Annotated in this window: 13 protein-coding genes; 7 read left to right on the top strand and 6 right to left on the bottom strand. The window is 69.3% G+C overall.

The features are described from left to right. Positions 1 to 46 precede the first annotated feature (46 nt). Complete coding sequence (locus tag MJ605_RS06760) at positions 47 to 520, top strand: DUF3617 domain-containing protein (RefSeq protein ID WP_243040488.1); 474 nt, start codon at positions 47 to 49, stop codon at positions 518 to 520. A gap of 107 nt (positions 521 to 627) precedes the next feature. On the opposite strand, the gene MJ605_RS06755 is transcribed toward MJ605_RS06760, so the two are convergent. Next, a complete protein-coding gene (locus MJ605_RS06755; protein WP_243040487.1) occupies positions 628 to 3783 on the bottom strand; it encodes an efflux RND transporter permease subunit in 3156 nt (1051 codons plus the stop codon). A gap of 249 nt (positions 3784 to 4032) precedes the next feature. Then, positions 4033 to 7188 (bottom strand): efflux RND transporter permease subunit, encoded by a 3156-nt coding sequence (locus MJ605_RS06750; protein WP_243040486.1) that lies wholly within the window; start codon positions 7186 to 7188, stop codon positions 4033 to 4035. A 347-nt stretch (positions 7189 to 7535) separates the two neighbouring features. On the opposite strand from MJ605_RS06750, the gene MJ605_RS06745 reads away from it, so the two are divergent. After that, positions 7536 to 8687 carry an alpha/beta fold hydrolase gene (locus MJ605_RS06745; RefSeq protein WP_243040485.1) on the top strand — a complete coding sequence of 384 codons (1152 nt, stop codon included), beginning with the start codon at positions 7536 to 7538 and terminating at the stop codon, positions 8685 to 8687. Between the two features lie 6 nt (positions 8688 to 8693). Here the strand turns inward: MJ605_RS06745 and MJ605_RS06740 are convergent, their stop codons facing one another. Further along, positions 8694 to 9446 carry a GntR family transcriptional regulator gene (locus MJ605_RS06740; protein WP_243040484.1) on the bottom strand — a complete coding sequence of 251 codons (753 nt, stop codon included), beginning with the start codon at positions 9444 to 9446 and terminating at the stop codon, positions 8694 to 8696. A gap of 219 nt (positions 9447 to 9665) precedes the next feature. On the opposite strand from MJ605_RS06740, the gene zwf reads away from it, so the two are divergent. The 4 genes from zwf (at position 9666) to eda (ending at position 14550) form a co-directional block, all read left to right on the top strand. Then, positions 9666 to 11129 carry a glucose-6-phosphate dehydrogenase gene (gene zwf, locus MJ605_RS06735; RefSeq protein WP_243040483.1) on the top strand — a complete coding sequence of 488 codons (1464 nt, stop codon included), beginning with the start codon at positions 9666 to 9668 and terminating at the stop codon, positions 11127 to 11129. Between the two features lie 135 nt (positions 11130 to 11264). Beyond that, the gene (gene pgl / locus MJ605_RS06730; RefSeq protein WP_243040482.1) at positions 11265 to 11978 is read left to right on the top strand and encodes a 6-phosphogluconolactonase; all 714 of its coding nucleotides are present in this window, start codon (positions 11265 to 11267) and stop codon (positions 11976 to 11978) included. 72 nt (positions 11979 to 12050) lie between these two features. Further along, positions 12051 to 13871: a phosphogluconate dehydratase gene (gene edd, locus MJ605_RS06725; RefSeq protein ID WP_243040481.1), complete on the top strand. Its 1821-nt coding sequence runs from the start codon at positions 12051 to 12053 to the stop codon at positions 13869 to 13871. Positions 13872 to 13908: 37 nt separating this feature from the next. After that, the gene (gene eda, locus MJ605_RS06720; RefSeq protein ID WP_243040480.1) at positions 13909 to 14550 is read left to right on the top strand and encodes a bifunctional 4-hydroxy-2-oxoglutarate aldolase/2-dehydro-3-deoxy-phosphogluconate aldolase; all 642 of its coding nucleotides are present in this window, start codon (positions 13909 to 13911) and stop codon (positions 14548 to 14550) included. On the opposite strand, the gene MJ605_RS06715 is transcribed toward eda, so the two are convergent. Continuing rightward, positions 14547 to 14951: a hypothetical protein gene (locus MJ605_RS06715; protein WP_243040479.1), complete on the bottom strand. Its 405-nt coding sequence runs from the start codon at positions 14949 to 14951 to the stop codon at positions 14547 to 14549. The two genes, eda and MJ605_RS06715, sit on opposite strands and share 4 nt — an antisense overlap. Before the next feature lie 440 nt (positions 14952 to 15391). Beyond that, on the bottom strand, positions 15392 to 15760 hold the full coding sequence (locus MJ605_RS06710; protein ID WP_243040478.1) for a hypothetical protein: 369 nt from the start codon (positions 15758 to 15760) through the stop codon (positions 15392 to 15394). A 152-nt stretch (positions 15761 to 15912) separates the two neighbouring features. On the opposite strand from MJ605_RS06710, the gene MJ605_RS06705 reads away from it, so the two are divergent. Next, positions 15913 to 16428 carry a DUF2501 domain-containing protein gene (locus MJ605_RS06705; RefSeq protein WP_243040477.1) on the top strand — a complete coding sequence of 172 codons (516 nt, stop codon included), beginning with the start codon at positions 15913 to 15915 and terminating at the stop codon, positions 16426 to 16428. Between the two features lie 19 nt (positions 16429 to 16447). On the opposite strand, the gene MJ605_RS06700 is transcribed toward MJ605_RS06705, so the two are convergent. After that, positions 16448 to 17215, bottom strand: coding sequence for an SURF1 family protein (locus MJ605_RS06700; protein WP_243040476.1), 768 nt, complete (start codon positions 17213 to 17215; stop codon positions 16448 to 16450). Positions 17216 to 17227: the final 12 nt, after the last annotated feature.

The following is a 17227-nucleotide window of genomic DNA, read 5'->3' as shown; positions in this document are numbered from 1 at the left end:
CGCGAGCGGGCGGGGCCTTCCGTCATCCGGCAGGAGCCCGATCGCCATGCACGCCTTTCGTCCATCCGCTGAAGCCTCGCGTGGCCAGGTGGCGGCACGCGCCATGGCCGTGCTGGTGCTGCTGGCGGCGGCGCTGCTGGGCGAGCCCGGCCATGCCGACCCCGGCGATTTCCAGGCCATGCCCGGCCTGTGGAAGATCATCACGCGCACGTTCGAGCATGGCCACGAAGGCCCGCCCCAGGTGCGGTGGCATTGCGTGGACGAGGGCCCCGATCCCTGGGCCGCGTTCGCCGACCTGCCGGTGCCGGGCCATGCCCGGTGCGAGCGTTCCAACCCGCAGCGCGGCAGCACGGCGCTGGCCTGGACGCTTACCTGTCCCGGCCTGCCGCCGCCCGGCGCGCATGGCCGCGTGGATTTCGATTCGCCGGAACACTACACCGCCCGCGTAAGCGTGCAGGGCCACGACGTGGTGCGGGTCGAAGGCCGCCGCTACGCGGCCTGCACGAGCCCGAAGGATTGACGGCCGTTTGGCGTGCTTCCCCTGTGGGAGCGCACCCAGTGCGCGACAGAACGGCCACCTTCATGCATCGAAAAGTGTCGCGCACAGGGTGCGCTCCCACAGGTGGCTTAGCCTGCGGCCGGCTGTGCCTTGAGCGCGCGCTTGGCGGCGCGCTTGGCCTTGCGGGCTTGCTTGCGGAGCTTGCGGTCGTGGTTCCACAGGTAGATGGCGGGGGTGCTGAGCAGGGTCAGCAGCTGTGAGACGAGCAGGCCGCCGACGATGGCGACGCCGAGCGGCTGTCGCATTTCCGAGCCGATGCCGAAGCCGATGGCGAGCGGAAGGGCGGCGCCCATGGCGACGAGGGTGGTCATGGTGATGGGACGGAAGCGGACCAGGGCGGCCTCGCGGATGGCGTCGGGCGGGGAGAGGCCGCGCTCGCGCTGTGCCACGAGGGCGAAGTCGACCATCAGGATGGCGTTCTTCTTGACGATGCCGATCAGCATCAGGATCGCGATGATCGCCATCAGGGTGAGCTGGGTCTGCGTCACCAGCATGGCCAGGAAAGCGCCGGCACCGGCGGCGGGCAGGGTGGAGAGGATGGTCAACGGATGGCCCAGGCTCTCGTACAGGATGCCCAGCACGATGTACATCGCCACGATGGCCGCGATCAGCAGCACCATGCCGTTGCTCTTGGCCTGCTGCAGGCGCTCGTTCTGCCCGGTGTATTCCACGTGCACGCCGGCAGGCAGCCCCACCGCGATGGCGGCGTTCTCCACCAGCTTCATGCCCACATCCTGGCTCACGCCCTGGGCGAGGTTGTAGTTGATGGTGGAGGCTTCCAGCTGATTGTGGTGGCGGATGCGCATCGGATTCATGTTCGGCTCGATGTGCGCGATGGCCGACAGCGGGATCATCGCGCCCTGCGCATTGCGCACGCGCACGTTGAGCAGGGCCTCGGGGCTGAGCGAGGTGGCCGAGCTGGAGGTCAGCACCACCCAGTACTGGTTGATGTCCGAGTAGATCACCGACACCTGGCGCTGGCCGAAGGAGTTGAGCAGCGCCGTATCCACGTCGCCCATGTTCACCAGCAGGCGGCTGGCGGCCTCGCGGTCCACCTTCAGCATCTGCTGCTTGCCGACCAGGTCGAAGTTGCTGCCGACGTCGCGCAGTTCCTTGGTCTTGCGCATCTGCTGCACCATCTTCAGCGTCCACGGCTGCAGGTTCTCGCCGTCGCTGCTGATGAGCTGGAATTCGTACTGGCCGCCCTTGTCGCCGCTGCCGCCGCCGCCGAGGAACTGCACCAGGCTCAGCGAGACGCGGATGCCTGGCAATGCGTCGTACTGCTTGGCGAGGCGCTCCATCACCGCCTTGGCGCTCTCGTGGCGATCGTCGGGTCCGCTGCCGCGCGGCTTGAGGTCCACGAACATGCTGCCCATGTTGCCCACCGCGCCGGTGCCATCGTTGCCGCCCAGCGTGGTGAGCACGTCCAGCACGGCCGGGTCGGCCTTCATGATGTTGGCGGCGCGCTGCGCCTGGGTGGCCATCAGCGTCGGGGAGATGTTGGCGTCGGCGCGGATGTCGCCCTGGATCATGCCGATGTCCTCCTCGGGCATGAAGTTGCCGCCGGCGGTCGCCACCACCGCCGCGCCCAGCGCGAAAGTGGCCAGCAGCAGGATCAGCGGCTGCCAGCGCATCAGCCGGCGATGGCGCATGGCCCAGTCCAGCGCGCGCTCGTAGGCGCGGTGCAGGCCGCGGTCCACGCGCTCCATCGCCTGTTCGACCCGGCCCGGCGTCCGCTCGCCCGGTTCCTCGTGCCGGAGAAACTTGCCGCACAGCGCCGGGGTGAGCGTGAGCGAGACGATGGCCGAGATCACCACCGCCACCGCCAGCGTCACCGAGAACTCGCGCAGCAGCATGATGAGCATGTTGTTGCCGAACAGCAGCGGCGCGAACACCGCTACCAGCGACAGGGTAATGGAGATCACCGTGAAGCCGATCTCGCGCACGCCGATCAGCGCCGCCTGCAGCGGCGGCTCGCCGTGTTCCATGTGGCGCACGATGTTCTCGATCACCACGATGGCGTCGTCCACCACGAAGCCGATGCACAGCACCAGCGCCACCAGCGACAAGGTGTTGAGCGTATAGCCCAGCGCCAGCATCACCACGAAGGCGCCGGCCAGCGACAGCGGCACGCTGAGCGAAGCGATCAGGGTCGGCCGCAGGCGGCGCAGGAACACCAGCATCACCAGCACCACCATTACGATGCTGAGCAGCAGCGCCATCTGCACCTCGTGCAGCGCGGACTTGGTGGTGGTGGTGAGGTCGAAGATCGGGGTGACCTGCACGTCCGCCGGCATCCAGGCGCGGAATTCCGGCAGGCGGCGGCGGATCTCGTCCACCGTTTCCACCGCATTGGCCTCGGCCCGCTTGCTGATCTGCATCGCGACCGTGCTCTGGCCGTTGAACCAGGCGCCCTGGTAGATGTCCTGCTGGCCACTGCTGACCTTGGCCACGTCGGACAGGCGCACCGTGGCGCCGCTCTTGTTGGCGATCAACAGCTTGGCGAAATCCGCCGCCTGCTGCAGGCCGTCGTTGGCGGTCACCGTCATCTGGGTGAGACCGTCGGTGAGGATGCCCTGCGGCGAGGTCACGTTGGCGGCGATCAGCGCGTTGCGCACGTCGTTGGCGGTGAGCCCCTTGGCCGCCAGCGCGTTGATGTCCAGCTCCACCCGCACCGCATGCGGCGTGCCGCCGAACACCTGCACCTGGGCCACGCCGGGAATCTGCGCCACGGCGGGCTTGAGCAGGGTGTCGGTGAGGTCGTACAGCTTGTCCTGCGGCAACCCGGTGGAGGTCAGCGAGACCAGCAGGATGGGAATCTGCGAGGTATCGAACTTGAAGTACTGCGGCGGGCTGGGCAGCACCGGCAGGTCGGCCTGGGCGGCGTTGATGGCCGCCTGCACGTCGCGCGCGGCCTTGTCCGCCGTGCGGTCCAGGGTGAAGCGTACCTGGATCGACGCCGAGCCTTCCGTGGCGTTGCCATACATGTCGTCGATACCGGGAATGCGTCCGATGTGCCGTTCCAGCGGCGCCAGCACGGTGGAGGCCATGGTCTGCGCGCTGGCGCCCGGCATCTGCGCCACGATGTAGACACCCGGGAATTCCAGCGAGGGCAGCGCCGCCACGCCCAGCAGCCGATAGGCGAACAGGCCGGCCAGCAGCAACCCGGCGGCCAGCAGCGAGGTGCCCACGGGGCGTCGGATGAGAGGGGCGAAGATGTTCACTGGAGGTTTCCGTACCGATAGGGGGTTGCGCAGGCCATGGCACGCACGCAAAGCACCGACATGCCCCCATTGTGGCCTGTGGGGGCAGGAGCGACGAATGTGCCTGAAGTCGGTCCGTGCCGAAAGGCAGGGGATCTTCTGGGATGCATCGCGTCTCCCCATTCTGTGGGAGCGCACCCTGTGCGCGACGCTTTTCGATACATGTAGGTGGCCGTTCTGTCGCGCGCAGGGTGCGCTCCCACAGGTGGCTTAGCCTGCGGCCGGCTGTGCCTTGAGCGCGCGCTTGGCGGCGCGCTTGGCCTTGCGGGCTTGCTTGCGGAGCTTGCGGTCGTGGTTCCACAGGTAGATGGCGGGGGTGCTGAGCAGGGTCAGCAGCTGTGAGACGAGCAGGCCGCCGACGATGGCGACGCCGAGCGGCTGTCGCATTTCCGAGCCGATGCCGAAGCCGATGGCGAGCGGAAGGGCGGCGCCCATGGCGACGAGGGTGGTCATGGTGATGGGACGGAAGCGGACCAGGGCGGCCTCGCGGATGGCGTCGGGCGGGGAGAGGCCGCGCTCGCGCTGTGCCACGAGGGCGAAGTCGACCATCAGGATGGCATTCTTCTTGACGATGCCGATCAGCATCAGGATCGCGATGATCGCCATCAGCGACATCGCGGTGCCGGTGGCCAGCATGGCCAGGAAGGCGCCGGCACCGGCGGCGGGCAGGGTGGAGAGGATGGTCAGCGGGTGGCCCAGGCTCTCGTACAGGATGCCCAGCACGATGTACATCGCCAGGATCGAGCCGATCAGCAGCACGTTCGCGTTGGAACGGGTTTCCTCCAGGTTCTGCGCGCTGCCGGTATAGCCCAGCTGCACGCCGGCGGGCAGGCGGGCGTCGGCCACGATCCGCTCGATCAGCGCCATCGCCTTGTCCTGCGCCAGGCCCTGCTCGGTGTTGTAGTAGATCTGCGCGGCCTCGAGCTGGTTGGTATGGATCACCAGCGAGGGACTGACGCTGGGCTCGATGCGCGCCATCGCCGACAGCGGCACCATGGTGCCCATGTCGCTGCGCACATAGGTGTTGAGCAGGGTGGCGGGGCTGAGCGAGCGCTCCGCCGTCGAGGTCAGCACCACCCAGTACTGGTTGATGTCCGAGTAGATGATCGACACCTGGTTCTGGCCGAAGGCGTTGTACAGCGCCGAGTCGATGTTGCCCATGCCCACCTGCAGGCGTCCGGCGGCGGCGCGGTCCACCACCAGCATCTGCTGCTTGTCGATGCTGTCGTAGTCGCTGCTGACGTCATGGAATTCCTTGTACCGGCGCATCAGCTGGGTGACCTTCAGCGCCCAGGGCTGCAGGTCGATGTTGTCGCTGCTGATGAGCTGGAAGCTCTGGCTGCCGCGGTTGCTGTCGCTGTTGTCGTTGAAGAAGCCGATGGAATTGAGCGAGACGCGCAGCTCCGGCAGCTTCTCGTAGGCCTTGTTGAGGCGCGCGATCACCTGCTTGATCGAATCGGGCCGCTCGCCGGGGCGGTGCCCGCGCGGCTTGAGGTCCACGAACATGGTGGCCTGGTTGCCTACGTTGCCGCCCGCGTTGTCGCTGCCCAGGAAGGTGGTGACGTCGAGCACCGCCGGGTCGGTGAGCATGAGCGCCGCGGCGCGCTGCGCCCGCACGGCCATCAGGGTGGGCGAGATGTTGGCGTCGGCGCGCACGTCGCCCTGGATCATGCCGATATCCTCCGGCGGCATGAAGTCGAAGCCGAATAGCTTCACCACCAGGGTGGCCATGGCGAAGGTCAGCGCGAGCAGGATCGCCGGCTGCCAGCGCATCAGCCGGCGATGGCGCATGGCCCAGTCCAGCGCGCGCTCGTAGGCGCGGTGCAGGCCGCGGTCGAAACGGGCCAGCGCGCGCTCCATCCGGTTCGGCTTCCGCCCGGCGGCGTGTTCCGGGCGCAGATAACGCCCGCACAGCGCGGGCGTGACGGTGAGCGAGATGATCGCCGAGATCACCACCGCGGAGGTCAGCGTCACCGAGAACTCGCGCAGCAGCAGGGTGAACTGGTTGTTGCCGAACAGCAGAGGCGCGAACACCGCGATCAGCGACAGGGTGATGGAGACCACGGTGAAGCCGATCTCGCGCACGCCGATCAGCGCCGCCTGCAGCGGCGGCTCGCCGTGCTCCATGTGGCGCACGATGTTCTCGATCACCACGATGGCGTCGTCCACCACGAAGCCGATGCACAGCACCAGCGCCACCAGCGACAAGGTGTTGAGCGTATAGCCCAGCGCCAGCATCACCACGAAGGCGCCGGCCAGCGACAGCGGCACGCTGAGCGAAGCGATCAGGGTCGGCCGCAGGCGGCGCAGGAACACCAGCATCACCAGCGCCACCATCACGATGCTGAGCAGCAGCGCCACCTGCACCTCGTGCAGCGCTGACTTGGTGGTCTGGGTCAGGTCGAAGATGGGCGTGATCTGCAGGTCGGCCGGCAGCCAGGCGCGCATCTGCGGCAGCTTGGCGCGCACCGCGTCGGCGGTGGCCACCGCATTGGCCTCCGGGCGCTTGGCGATGCGGATGGCGATCGCGCGCTGGTCGTTGAACCAGGCGGCCTGGTATTCGTCCTGCTGGCCGTTGACGACCCGGGCCACGTCGGACAGCCGCACCGGGGCGCCGCTACGGGTGGCGATCAGCAGGCTGGCGAATTCCTCCGGGTTGTGCAGCGCGTCGTTGGCGGTCACCGTCATCTGGGTGAGGCCGTCACTGAGCAGCCCCTGGGGCGAGGTCACGTTGGCGGCGCGCAGCGCGTTGGCCACGTCGTTGGCGGTGAGGCCCTTGGCGGCCAGCGCGACGGTGTTGAGCTCCACCCGCACGGCGCGCGGACGCCCGCCGATCACGCGCACCTGCGCCACCCCCGGAATCTGCGCGATGGCGGGATTGAGCAGGCTGTCGGCCAGGTCGTACAGCTTGTCCGGCGGCAGCGTGCGCGAGGTGAGCGACAGCAGCAGCACCGGGATGTTGGCGGTGTTGAACTTGTAGTAGCGCGGCGGCACCGGCATGTTGCTGGGCAGGTCGGCCACGCTGGCGTTGATGGCGGCCTGCACGTCGCGCGCGAGCTTGTCGGTGTTGTTGCCGAAGTTGAACAGCAGGCGCACCGAGGTGGAGCCGTCGTTGCTCTCCGAGTGCATCTCCTTGATGCCGGGGATGCGGCCCAGGTGGCGCTCCAGCGGCGCGGCCACGGTGGCGGCCATGGTCTGCGCGTTGGCGCCCGGCACTTCGGTGTAGACCACCATGCCCGGGAATTCCAGCGTGGGCAGCGCGGCCACGCCCAGCAGCAGGTAGGCCCACAGGCCGGCCAGGGCCAGGCCCAGCGCCAGCAGCGAGGTACCGGTCGGTCGGCGTATCAATGGCGCGAACAGGTTCACGGATCGTCACACCGCTGGCAACGCGCGCCCCTGCCGCGCCGGGATAAGGTGGCGCGCCGATGCGCGCCGGCGACTTTTATGCGCCCAAAGCCATGACCGCGAATGTGCCGTAAGTCGGTGACGCGGATGTGCCGGGCGTCATGCCTCCGGCATGCGCGGGTGGCGCGGGGCGAGGCGCCCGGACATGCTCGCCGCCGGGTGTCCGGCATCCCGGGCGGCGGACGTCCGCGGACTGGCCGCTGTCCGCGGAAAGACGCCGCAAGGGCCTGTGCGGACAGGCAAACGGGCCATGGCATGGCGCTTGCTGTGGCCAGGGCAAGATCAACCAGACCTACCGGAGCGTTGCCTTGAAGCCCCTGCGTGCCATCCTGCTGTTCGCCCTTGCCACCGTTTCCAGCCTCGCCGCCACCGCGCCGCGCGCGGACGATGCGCCGGCCGCCTCGCCGGCCCTGACGCGCGAGGAGGTCACGCGCATCCTCGACAGCAACCGCATGATCTCCGCGTCGCAAGGCGTGAACGAGACGCTCAAGCTGCGCATCAACGGCATCGACCAGTGGATCTCGGTGCGCGGCAAGGACCGGCGCAATCCCATCCTGCTGTTCCTGCACGGCGGCCCCGCCTCGCCCGCCATGCCGGAGGCCTACACCTTCCAGACCCCGTGGGAGGACTACTTCACCGTGGTGCAGTGGGACCAGCGCGGCGCCGGCAGGACCTACCGCGCCAACAGCGAGGCGGCGATGGCGCCCGGCATGAACGTGGACGGCATGACCGACGATGCGGCCCAGGTGGTGCAGTACCTGCGCGAGCGCTACGGCAAGCGGAAGATCTTCCTGCTGGGCCATTCCTGGGGCTCGATCCTGGGCGTGACGCTGGCCCAGCGGCATCCGGAATGGTTCTATGCCTACATTTCCACCGGCCAGGTGGTAAACGGCCGCCGCAACGAGGCCCTGGGCTACCAGTACGCCCTGCGCCGCGCCCGCGAGGAAGGCAACGCCACCGCCATCCGCGAGCTGGAGGCCCTGGCGCCCTATCCCGGCGACGGCCCGATGACCATCGAGCGCATCGGCATGCGCAGCAAGTGGGAGATGTACTACGGCGGGCTCGCCTGGGGCCGCCAGGACTACCAGTTCGAGGACGATGCCGAGTCGCTGTCGCCCGACTACAGCCGCGAGGATTTCGAGGCCATCGGCAAGGGCAGCCTGTTCTCGCTCCGCCACCTGCTGCCGGCGCTGATGGCCACCGACTTCGACCGTGTCACCCGCTTCGGCTGCCCGGTGCTGGTCTACGTCGGCGCGCACGACTACACCACGCCGCACGAGCTGGCCGAGGCCTGGTACGCGCAGCTAAAGGCGCCGTCGAAGAAGCTGGTGGTGTTCGCCGACTCGGCGCACATGATGATGCAGGAGCAGCCCGGCCGCTTCCTGATGCACCTGGTGACCGACGCGCTGCCGCTGGCGCAGCGCGAGGGTGATGCGGCGCCGGCGGAGGTGGAGCGGTAGCGCCGCTCAGTCGGTCTGCAATTCCGCCACGAAATCGTAGATGTCGCCGCGGTACCAGGAGGTGGTGAACTCCACCACGCGGCCGTCGTCGAGGAAGCTGCGGCGCTCGATGTTGAGCCCGGCGCTGCCCGGCGCCACGTGCAGCAGGCGGGCCTGCTGCGCGCCCAGCGACACCGCGCGCAGGCGCTGCAGGGCGCGGCGCGGGCGCGCGCCCAGGGTCTCCAGCACCTGGTACAGCGAGTCGTGCACCACCATCGGGTCGGGCAGGATGCTGGCCGGCACCACACTGCGCTCGATCGCCAGCGGTTCCTCCTTGGCGTAGCGCACGCGGTGCAGGCGCGCCACCAGCACGCCGGGCGACAGGTTCAGCGCCATCGATTCCTCCGGCGTCACCTCGCCCACGCCGCGCTCGAAGAATTCCGAGCGCGGGTTGAGGCCGCGCGCGCGCAGGTCCTCGGTGAAGCTGGTCAGGCGCGACATTGGCTTGATGATGCGTTCGGCCACGAAGGTGCCGGCGCCGTGGCGCTGGTTCAGCAGGCCCTCCTCCACCAGGCCGGCGATGGCCTTGCGCACGGTCACCCGCGACAGCTGCAGCAGGCGCGACAGGTCACGCTCGCTGGGCAGGGCCTGGCCCGGCTCGATGTCGCGGTGCTCGACCACGTTGCGGATGGCCCGGCGCAGGCGCAGGTAGGCCAGCGGCTGGCTGGCGGCGGGGTCGCGGCTGAGCCGGCGGTATTCGTTGACGAGGGCGGTTTCCATGCCCTCACGATACCAATGACCATACCAGTGTGGCAATCGGACGTTGTGACGCGGCTTTGCGGTGGTACCAATTTCACCTGCCGATCATCGTGCTGACTGGGGCTGGCGCCGGGTCCGGAGGAACTGGTTTTGTCTGGTATGTCACTGGTACCATCTCAAGGCAACGCACGTGGTATGCATGCCACGTATCGCTCCCCGCATCGCCTCGAGGTGACTGAAGTGACTGCTTCCCCCCTGCCGGTCGACCCCTTCGACCTGGTGATCTTCGGCGGAACCGGCGACCTCGCCGTACGCAAGCTGCTGCCCGCGCTGTACCACCGCTACGTGGACGGGCAGATCCCCGACGTCAGCCGCATCATCGGCATCGCCCGCGAGGGCCTGGACGACGAGAGCTACCGCGACAACCTGCGCAAGACGCTGGTGAAGGACGGCAACGGCAAGAAGGTCGAGGACTTCCTCAAGCTGGTCGGCTACCGCTCGCTCGATGCGCGCAAGGACGATGGCTGGGACGATTTCGCCGAGCTGATGGGCAAGGACGCCGAGCGCATCCGCGTGTTCTACCTGTCCACCTCGCCGGACCTGTTCGTCGACATCTGCAACCGTCTGGGCAAGTACGACCTCAACAAGGGGCCCTCGCGCGTGGTGCTGGAAAAGCCCATCGGCCACGACCTGGCCAGCGCCAACCAGATCAACGACGACGTCGGCCGCTTCTTCGAGGAATCGCAGACCTTCCGCATCGACCACTACCTCGGCAAGGAGACGGTGCAGAACCTGCTGGCGCTGCGCTTCGGCAACGCGCTGTTCGAGCCGCTGTGGAACGCCGAGCACATCGACCACGTGCAGATCACCGTGGCCGAGACGCTGGGCGTGGGCCAGCGCGCGGGCTACTACGACCATGCCGGCGCCCTGCGCGACATGGTGCAGAACCATATCCTGCAGCTGCTGTGCATGGTGGCGATGGAGCCGCCCTCCTCGCTGCAGCCCGACGCGGTGCGCGACGAGAAGCTCAAGGTGCTGCGCTCGCTCAAGCCGATCAACGAGAGCAACGCGGCGCAGTTCACCGTGCGCGGCCAGTACCGCGCCGGCGCGGCCGAAGGCCAGAGCGTGCCCGGCTACCTGGACGAGCTGAAGGACCACAAGTCCCACACCGAGACCTTCGTGGCGCTGAAGGCCGAGATCGCCAACTGGCGCTGGGCCGGCGTGCCGTTCTACCTGCGCACCGGCAAGCGCCTGCCCGAGCGCGTGTCCGAGATCGCGGTGGTGTTCAAGGCGGTGCCGCATTCCATCTTCGATCCTTCCGCGGGCGTGCTGGCGCAGAACCGCCTGGTATTGCGCCTGCAGCCGGACGAGGACATCAAGCTGTGGCTCACCATCAAGCATCCGGGCCCGGGCGGCCTGCGCCTGCGCCACGTGCCGCTGGACATGAGCTTCGCCGAGGCCTTCGGCGTGCAGCAGCCCGACGCCTACGAGCGTCTGCTGCTGGACGTGGTGCGCGGCAATCCCACCCTGTTCATGCGCCGCGACGAAGTGGAGGCGGCCTGGCGCTGGGCCGATCCCATCCTCGCCGCGTGGGCGGAGAGCGGCGAGGCGCCGCGCCCGTACACGGCCGGCACCTGGGGTCCGAGCGCGGCGGTGGCGCTGATCGAGCGCGACGGCCGCACCTGGAACGAGGACAGTGAATAAACCGCGGCCGCCTGCCCGCCGCCGCGATGCACGCGCGCTTCACCTGTGCATCGCGGCGGATCGCCTAGACTCGCCGGCCTTCCCGCTCGACCCGCCGCGCGTGCGTTTCCCGCGCCGCCCAGCCGCCTGCCTGCCATGTCCGAGATACTGAACGTCACCACCCACAGCTTCACCGACTGCCATGCGCTGGCCGCCGCCCTGGCCGAGCGCGTGGCCGAGCGCCTGCGCGAGGGCATCGCCGAACGCGGCGGCGCCCTGCTCGCCGTATCCGGCGGCAGCACGCCGCGCCATTTCTTCGAACGGCTCTCGCGCGAGGCGCTGGACTGGGCGAAGGTGCAGGTGACCCTGGTCGACGAGCGCTGGGTGCCCGAGACGCACGAGCGCTCCAACGCCGGCATGGTCAAGGCGCTGCTGCTGCAGCATGCCGCCACCGCCGCGCAGTTCGTGCCGCTGTACACCGACGCGCCCACGCCGGAGGCCGGACTGGCCACGGTGCGCACGCGCATGGCCGCGCTGGCGCTGCCGTTCGACGCGGTGGTGCTGGGCATGGGCAACGACGGCCATACCGCCTCGTTCTTCCCCGGCGGCGACCGCCTGCCGGAGGCGCTGGACGCCGACAGCGACGTGCGCGTGCTGCCGATGCGCGCGGCCGGCGCCGGCGAGCCGCGCATCACCTTCACGCTGTCCGCCCTGCTGCAGACGCGCGCGCTGTACCTGCATATCGAAGGCGAGGCCAAGCGCCAGCTGCTCGCCGACGCGCGCCTGGGCCTGGGCGAAGCCGCGGATTTCCCCGTGCGCGCCGTGCTGACCCAGCCGCGCGTGCCCGTGGCCGTGTACTGGTGCCCGTGAGGCGCCGGCAGCCGCGACCGAACCGATGAGCGCGCCGCCAGGCGCGCCGCACGATCTTCCCGGAGTCAAACCATGAGTATGCTTCACCCCGTCATCGCCGAAGTCACCGAGCGCCTGCGCGAGCGCAGCCGCGAATCGCGCGCCGACTACCTGCGCCGCATCGACGCCGCCGCGCAGGGCAATGGCGTGCATCGCGAACGGCTGGCCTGCGGCAACCTCGCGCACGGCTTCGCCGCCTGCGGCGCCACCGACAAGGAGCGCCTGCGCGAGGGCCATACGCCCAACCTCGGCATCGTCAACGCCTACAACGACATGCTGTCGGCGCACCAGCCGTACGAGCGCTATCCCGAGCTGATCCGCCGCGTGGCGCGCGAGGCCGGCATCACCGCGCAGATGGCCGGCGGCGTGCCCGCCATGTGCGACGGCGTCACCCAGGGCCGCGCCGGCATGGAGCTCTCGCTGTTCTCGCGCGACCTGATCGCCATGGCCACGGCGGTGGCGCTGTCGCACGACATGTTCGACGGCGCGCTGTACCTGGGGATCTGCGACAAGATCGTGCCGGGCCTGCTGATCGGCGCGCTCAGCTTCGGCCACCTGCCCGGCATCTTCGTGCCCAGCGGCCCGATGCCCAGCGGCATCAGCAACGAGCAGAAGTCCAAGGTGCGCCAGGCCTATGCCGAAGGCAAGGCGACCAAGGCCGAGCTGCTGGAGGCCGAGGCCGCCGCCTACCATGCGCCGGGCACCTGCACCTTCTACGGCACCGCCAACTCCAACCAGATGCTGATGGAGATCATGGGCCTGCACCTGCCGGGCGCCAGCTTCGTCGCGCCCGACACCCCGCTGCGCGACGCACTGACCCGCGAGGCCGTGCTGCGCGTGGCCGAATTGAGCGCGCCGGGCTCTGCGCACCTGCCGCTGGGGCACATCGTGGACGAGCGCGCCATCGTCAACGGCGTGGTCGGCCTGCATGCGACGGGCGGCTCCACCAACCACTTGCTGCACCTGGTGGCGATCGCCCGCGCCGCCGGCATCGAGCTGCGCTGGGACGACTTCGACGCGCTGTCCCCGGTGGTACCGCTGCTGGCGCGCGTGTATCCCAACGGCTATGCCGACGTGAACCAGTTCCACGAGGCGGGCGGCATGAGCTTCCTGATCGACCAGCTGCTCAGCCAGGGCCTGTTGCACGGCGACGCGCGCACCGTGTTCGGCACCGGCCTGGACGGCTATGCGCAGGTGCCGCAGCTCGACGGCCACGGCCAGCTCGCGTGGAAGCCGGTGGCCAAGGAAAGCGGCAACCGTGGCGTGCTGCGCGGCGTGGCCGAGCCGTTCCGCGCCGACGGCGGCCTGCGCATGCTGGATGGCAACCTCGGCCGCGCGGTGATCAAGGTGTCCTCGGTGCCGGAGGACCGCCTGGTGATCGAGGCGCCGGCCGTGGTGTTCCACGACCAGGACGAGGTGCGCAAGGCGTTCGAGCGCGGCGAGCTGAACCGCGATTTCGTCGCCGTGGTGCGCTTCCAGGGCCCGCAGGCGATCGGCATGCCGGAGCTGCACAAGCTCACCCCGACCCTGTCGGTGCTGCAGGACCGCGGCCACCGCATCGCCCTGCTCACCGACGGGCGCATGTCCGGCGCCTCCGGTCGCGTGCCGGCGGCCATCCACGTCACGCCCGAGGCACAGGACAACGGCCCGATCGCGCGCATCCGCGACGGCGACATCGTGCGCCTGGACACGCAGCAGGGCCGGCTGGACGTGCTGGTCGACGCGGCCGAATTCAGCGCCCGCGTGCCGGCCACGGCCGACCTTTCCGCGCACCAGTACGGCATGGGCCGCGAGCTGTTCGGCCTGTTCCGCCGCAACGCCACCAGCGCCGACCTCGGCGCGGGCGTGTTTTGACGCATCGCCTCATTCACCTTCGGAATCACGCAACGCCATGAGCATCGAACAGAAGCAGCAACAGGTCGAATCCACCCTGCGCCTGGCGCCGGTGGTGCCGGTGGTGATCATCGAGGACGCGCGCGCCGCGGTGCCGATGGCGCGCGCGCTGGTGGCCGGCGGCATCCCCGCCATCGAGGTCACCCTGCGCACGCCCGCCGCGCTCGACGCGATCAAGGCCATTGCCGAGGAAGTGGAAGGCGCGGTGGTGGGCGCGGGCACCGTGCTCGGCGCCAAGGACCTGCGCGCCGCGCACAAGGCCGGCGCGCGCTTCGCGGTGTCGCCCGGCGTGTCGCCGGGCCTGCTGGACGCGGCGGACGACAGCGAGCTGCCGCTGCTGCCCGGCTCGGCCACCGCCAGCGAGGTGATGGCACTGCTGGAACGCGGCTACCGCTTCCTGAAGTTCTTCCCGGCGGTGCCGGCCGGCGGCGCCAGGCTGCTCGGCGCCTGGGCCAGCCCGCTGCCGCAGGTGATGTTCTGCCCCACCGGCGGCATCAGCCTGGCCAGCGCGCCGGAATTCCTGGCCCTGCCCAACGTGGTCTGCGTGGGCGGCTCCTGGCTTACCCCGGCCGACAAGCTGCGTGGCGGCGACTGGGCCGGCATCGAACAGCTGGCGCGCGAGGCGGCGGCGCTGCGCTAGCGCAGCGCCAGCGTGATGGTGAAGGCGGGATCGCGGCCGCGATGCGTGGCCGCGCGCGCCTGGTAGACGCGCACCGTGTAGTCGCCGTCGTGGCGCACGGTGTCTGACCAGCGGTTGTCGCCAGTGACGGAGGAATTGGCCAGGGTATCCTCGCCATTCGGTGGCAACACGTTGAAGTAGATCCCGGCGGGGCCGTCGACACTGACGGTCAGCACTTCGCCACGACGGGCATGCAGTACGTATTCATGGCCGTCGCCGAGCCTTTCCGAGAACGTGGCCGAACGGCTGCTCTCGCCGAGGCTGACCCGCTCGGCGGCATTGCTGCCGAAGCCGCCCATGGCGATCGCGGCGAACAGCAGCACCGCCATCCAGCCTTGCTGGCGTCTCTTCATCGTGGCCATCGACAAGGCTCCTGGTCCTGGACGGTGACGATCCAGGCGATCACGGTGCGCGCGGCCCGCGCCGCTGTTCCACTATCACGGCCCCGGCGTGAACGAGCCGTCAGCGGTGACTCCTACCCGATTGGCGTCCCCCTGTAGGAGCGCACCCTGTGCGCGACCTCCTTCCGCCCCGGTCCGACCCGCTCGTCATCCCGGCGAACCCCACAAAAGGGGGCAAGGGCCGGGATCCAGTAGCGCCGGTCTCCGGTTGTCGCGTCTCCGCCAGGTTGCCGCCTACGACCGAAGGAAGTCCCCGTGGGACGCGGCGGGCGTTTCGACGCCCTGCCGGTTCTCCTTCAGCTACACATAGCGGCTACCCCGCGGTGCGTCGATGGACTGAGGGCTTAACCTCGACGTGCCACCATTCCTCCCTCCAACTCCTCCTGATCCCAGACACAGGGCTAGCCGTCGGCTGGCGGCGGCGTGCTGTCCACGCAGCGCTCCACCTGCTCGAAATACCAGGAGTCGTCCTCATTGAAGGCCGAGTAGTAGGTGGCCACAGTGCGGTCGCTCACCGGCTTGATGTCGACCAGCGCCATCGTCGGGCCATCCGCGGTCGAGTGGATCTCGATGGTGGTGCCGGTGTAGAGCACGTCCGACTCCAGGTGCACCGGCTTGGCCGACCAGGCGCCGGACACGCAGGAGGCGATGTCGGCGACACTGCCCCTGCCTTCGTAGACGGCGGTGGGCTTGGTGTTGCGCAGGTTGCCGGTACTGTTGCAGCCGGCCAGCAGCGTCGCCGCCGCCATGAGGACCACATGAGGCTTCATTGCAAGGCTTCCTTGGTCAGGGGGTTTGCGCCCATGGTACCGGCCGCGCCCGGCGGAGCGCGCCTGAACCGGAAACGATCCATGCGGCCATGCGCTGACGCGGCCATGACAAAGCCGGGTGTTGAATGCGTGAACCTGACGGAGGGAGGCACATGAACAAACGCATCGGCGGCATCACCACGGCCTGCATGGCCATCGCGGCGAGCCTTGCCTGCAACGCGGGCGGCGCCCAGGACCTGGGCAAGCTCGGCAGCATGATTCCCGGCGGCGGCTCGATGACATCCGGCAGCATGGGCAATGTGGCCGGCCTGCTCGAATACTGCGTGAAGAACAATTACCTGGGCGGCAACTCGGGCGCGGCGGGCATCAAGGACCAACTGCTGGGCAAGATGGGCGGCGGCTCCTCGTCGGACGGCAGCGGGCGCGGCTCTTCCGGTGCCGGCGACATGCTGGGCGAGCTGACCGGCAACAAGCACAAGTCATCCAGCGGCTCGGGCAACCCCAGCAGCGACCCAGGCTATCTCAACGGCGCCAAGGGCATCCTGCAGGGCAGCAACGGCCAGACCATGGACCTCAACAGCCTCGGCGGCGGTTCCAGCGACGTGAAGTCCAAGCTCACCACCAAGGTCTGCGACACCGTGCTCAAGCAGGGCAAGTCGTTCCTGTAGCCAGGGACGCATGCTGGCTTCAGCGCGGGTGGTGCAGGCGGTACTCGTCGCGCGCCACGTAGAGTCCGGCTGCCAGCACCATCAGCGCCAGCAGGTACCAGGTCACCAGGTAGCTGAGGTGGTTGTTGGGAAAGGCGATCACGGTCAGCCCGCCCTGCGGCCAGGCGGGCTTGCCGGCATCCAGCGTGCCCGGCGCGGCATCCTCATCCACGAAATACGGGGCGACGCGGTCCAGGCCGCGCGCGCGGGCGATGGCCGCCACGTCGCGCGTGTACCAGCTGTCGCGCGGGGGGTCGTTGCGGCGCAGGAAGCCAGGCGGCTCGCTCAGCCGCAGCAGGCCGGTCAGCGTCACCTCGCCGGCCGGGCCCGGCGCGCACGAGCCCTTGATGCCGCACCAGTCCTCGGGCGCGAAGCCGCGATTGACCAGCACCACCGAGCCATCCGCCAGCTGCAGCGGCGTCATCACCCAGCGGCCACTGCCCAGGTCGGTGGCCGTCCATACCAGGGTCTGGCGATCGTGCAGGAAGCGGCCGCGCAGGCGCACGTGGCGGTACTCGGCCGACGCCGCGGTGACGGCGTCCCACTGCGACGGGCCCGGCGCCTCGACCGGCGCGGCATGCACCCGCTGCTCCACCCGCGCGATCAGCTCGCGCTTCCAGGCCAGGCGATACACCTGCCAGGTGCCCAGGGCGACGAAGCCGGCGAACAGGAACAGCCCCAGCAGGGCGAGCAGGGTCAGGGCGACGGGACCGCGCGGCCGGCGGCTCGCTTCTTCGATGGAACGCATGGATGACTCGCG

The organism is Dyella sedimenti (genome assembly GCF_022760995.1).
Classification (GTDB): domain Bacteria; phylum Pseudomonadota; class Gammaproteobacteria; order Xanthomonadales; family Rhodanobacteraceae; genus Dyella; species Dyella sedimenti.
This window is presented reverse-complemented; position numbering and strand designations above follow the sequence as displayed.

What these genes read in the sequence shown, in the direction of transcription:
- MJ605_RS06740 (WP_243040484.1), bottom strand. Translation starts at nt 9,446, where the DNA reads ATGGAAACCGCCCTCGTCAACGAATACCGCCGGCTCAGCCGCGACCCC.
- MJ605_RS06710 (WP_243040478.1), bottom strand. Translation starts at nt 15,760, where the DNA reads ATGAAGCCTCATGTGGTCCTCATGGCGGCGGCGACGCTGCTGGCCGGC.
- MJ605_RS06705 (WP_243040477.1), top strand. Translation starts at nt 15,913, where the DNA reads ATGAACAAACGCATCGGCGGCATCACCACGGCCTGCATGGCCATCGCG.
- MJ605_RS06715 (WP_243040479.1), bottom strand. Translation starts at nt 14,951, where the DNA reads ATGGCCACGATGAAGAGACGCCAGCAAGGCTGGATGGCGGTGCTGCTG.
- MJ605_RS06760 (WP_243040488.1), top strand. Translation starts at nt 47, where the DNA reads ATGCACGCCTTTCGTCCATCCGCTGAAGCCTCGCGTGGCCAGGTGGCG.
- pgl (WP_243040482.1), top strand. Translation starts at nt 11,265, where the DNA reads ATGTCCGAGATACTGAACGTCACCACCCACAGCTTCACCGACTGCCAT.
- MJ605_RS06700 (WP_243040476.1), bottom strand. Translation starts at nt 17,215, where the DNA reads ATGCGTTCCATCGAAGAAGCGAGCCGCCGGCCGCGCGGTCCCGTCGCC.
- edd (WP_243040481.1), top strand. Translation starts at nt 12,051, where the DNA reads ATGAGTATGCTTCACCCCGTCATCGCCGAAGTCACCGAGCGCCTGCGC.
- eda (WP_243040480.1), top strand. Translation starts at nt 13,909, where the DNA reads ATGAGCATCGAACAGAAGCAGCAACAGGTCGAATCCACCCTGCGCCTG.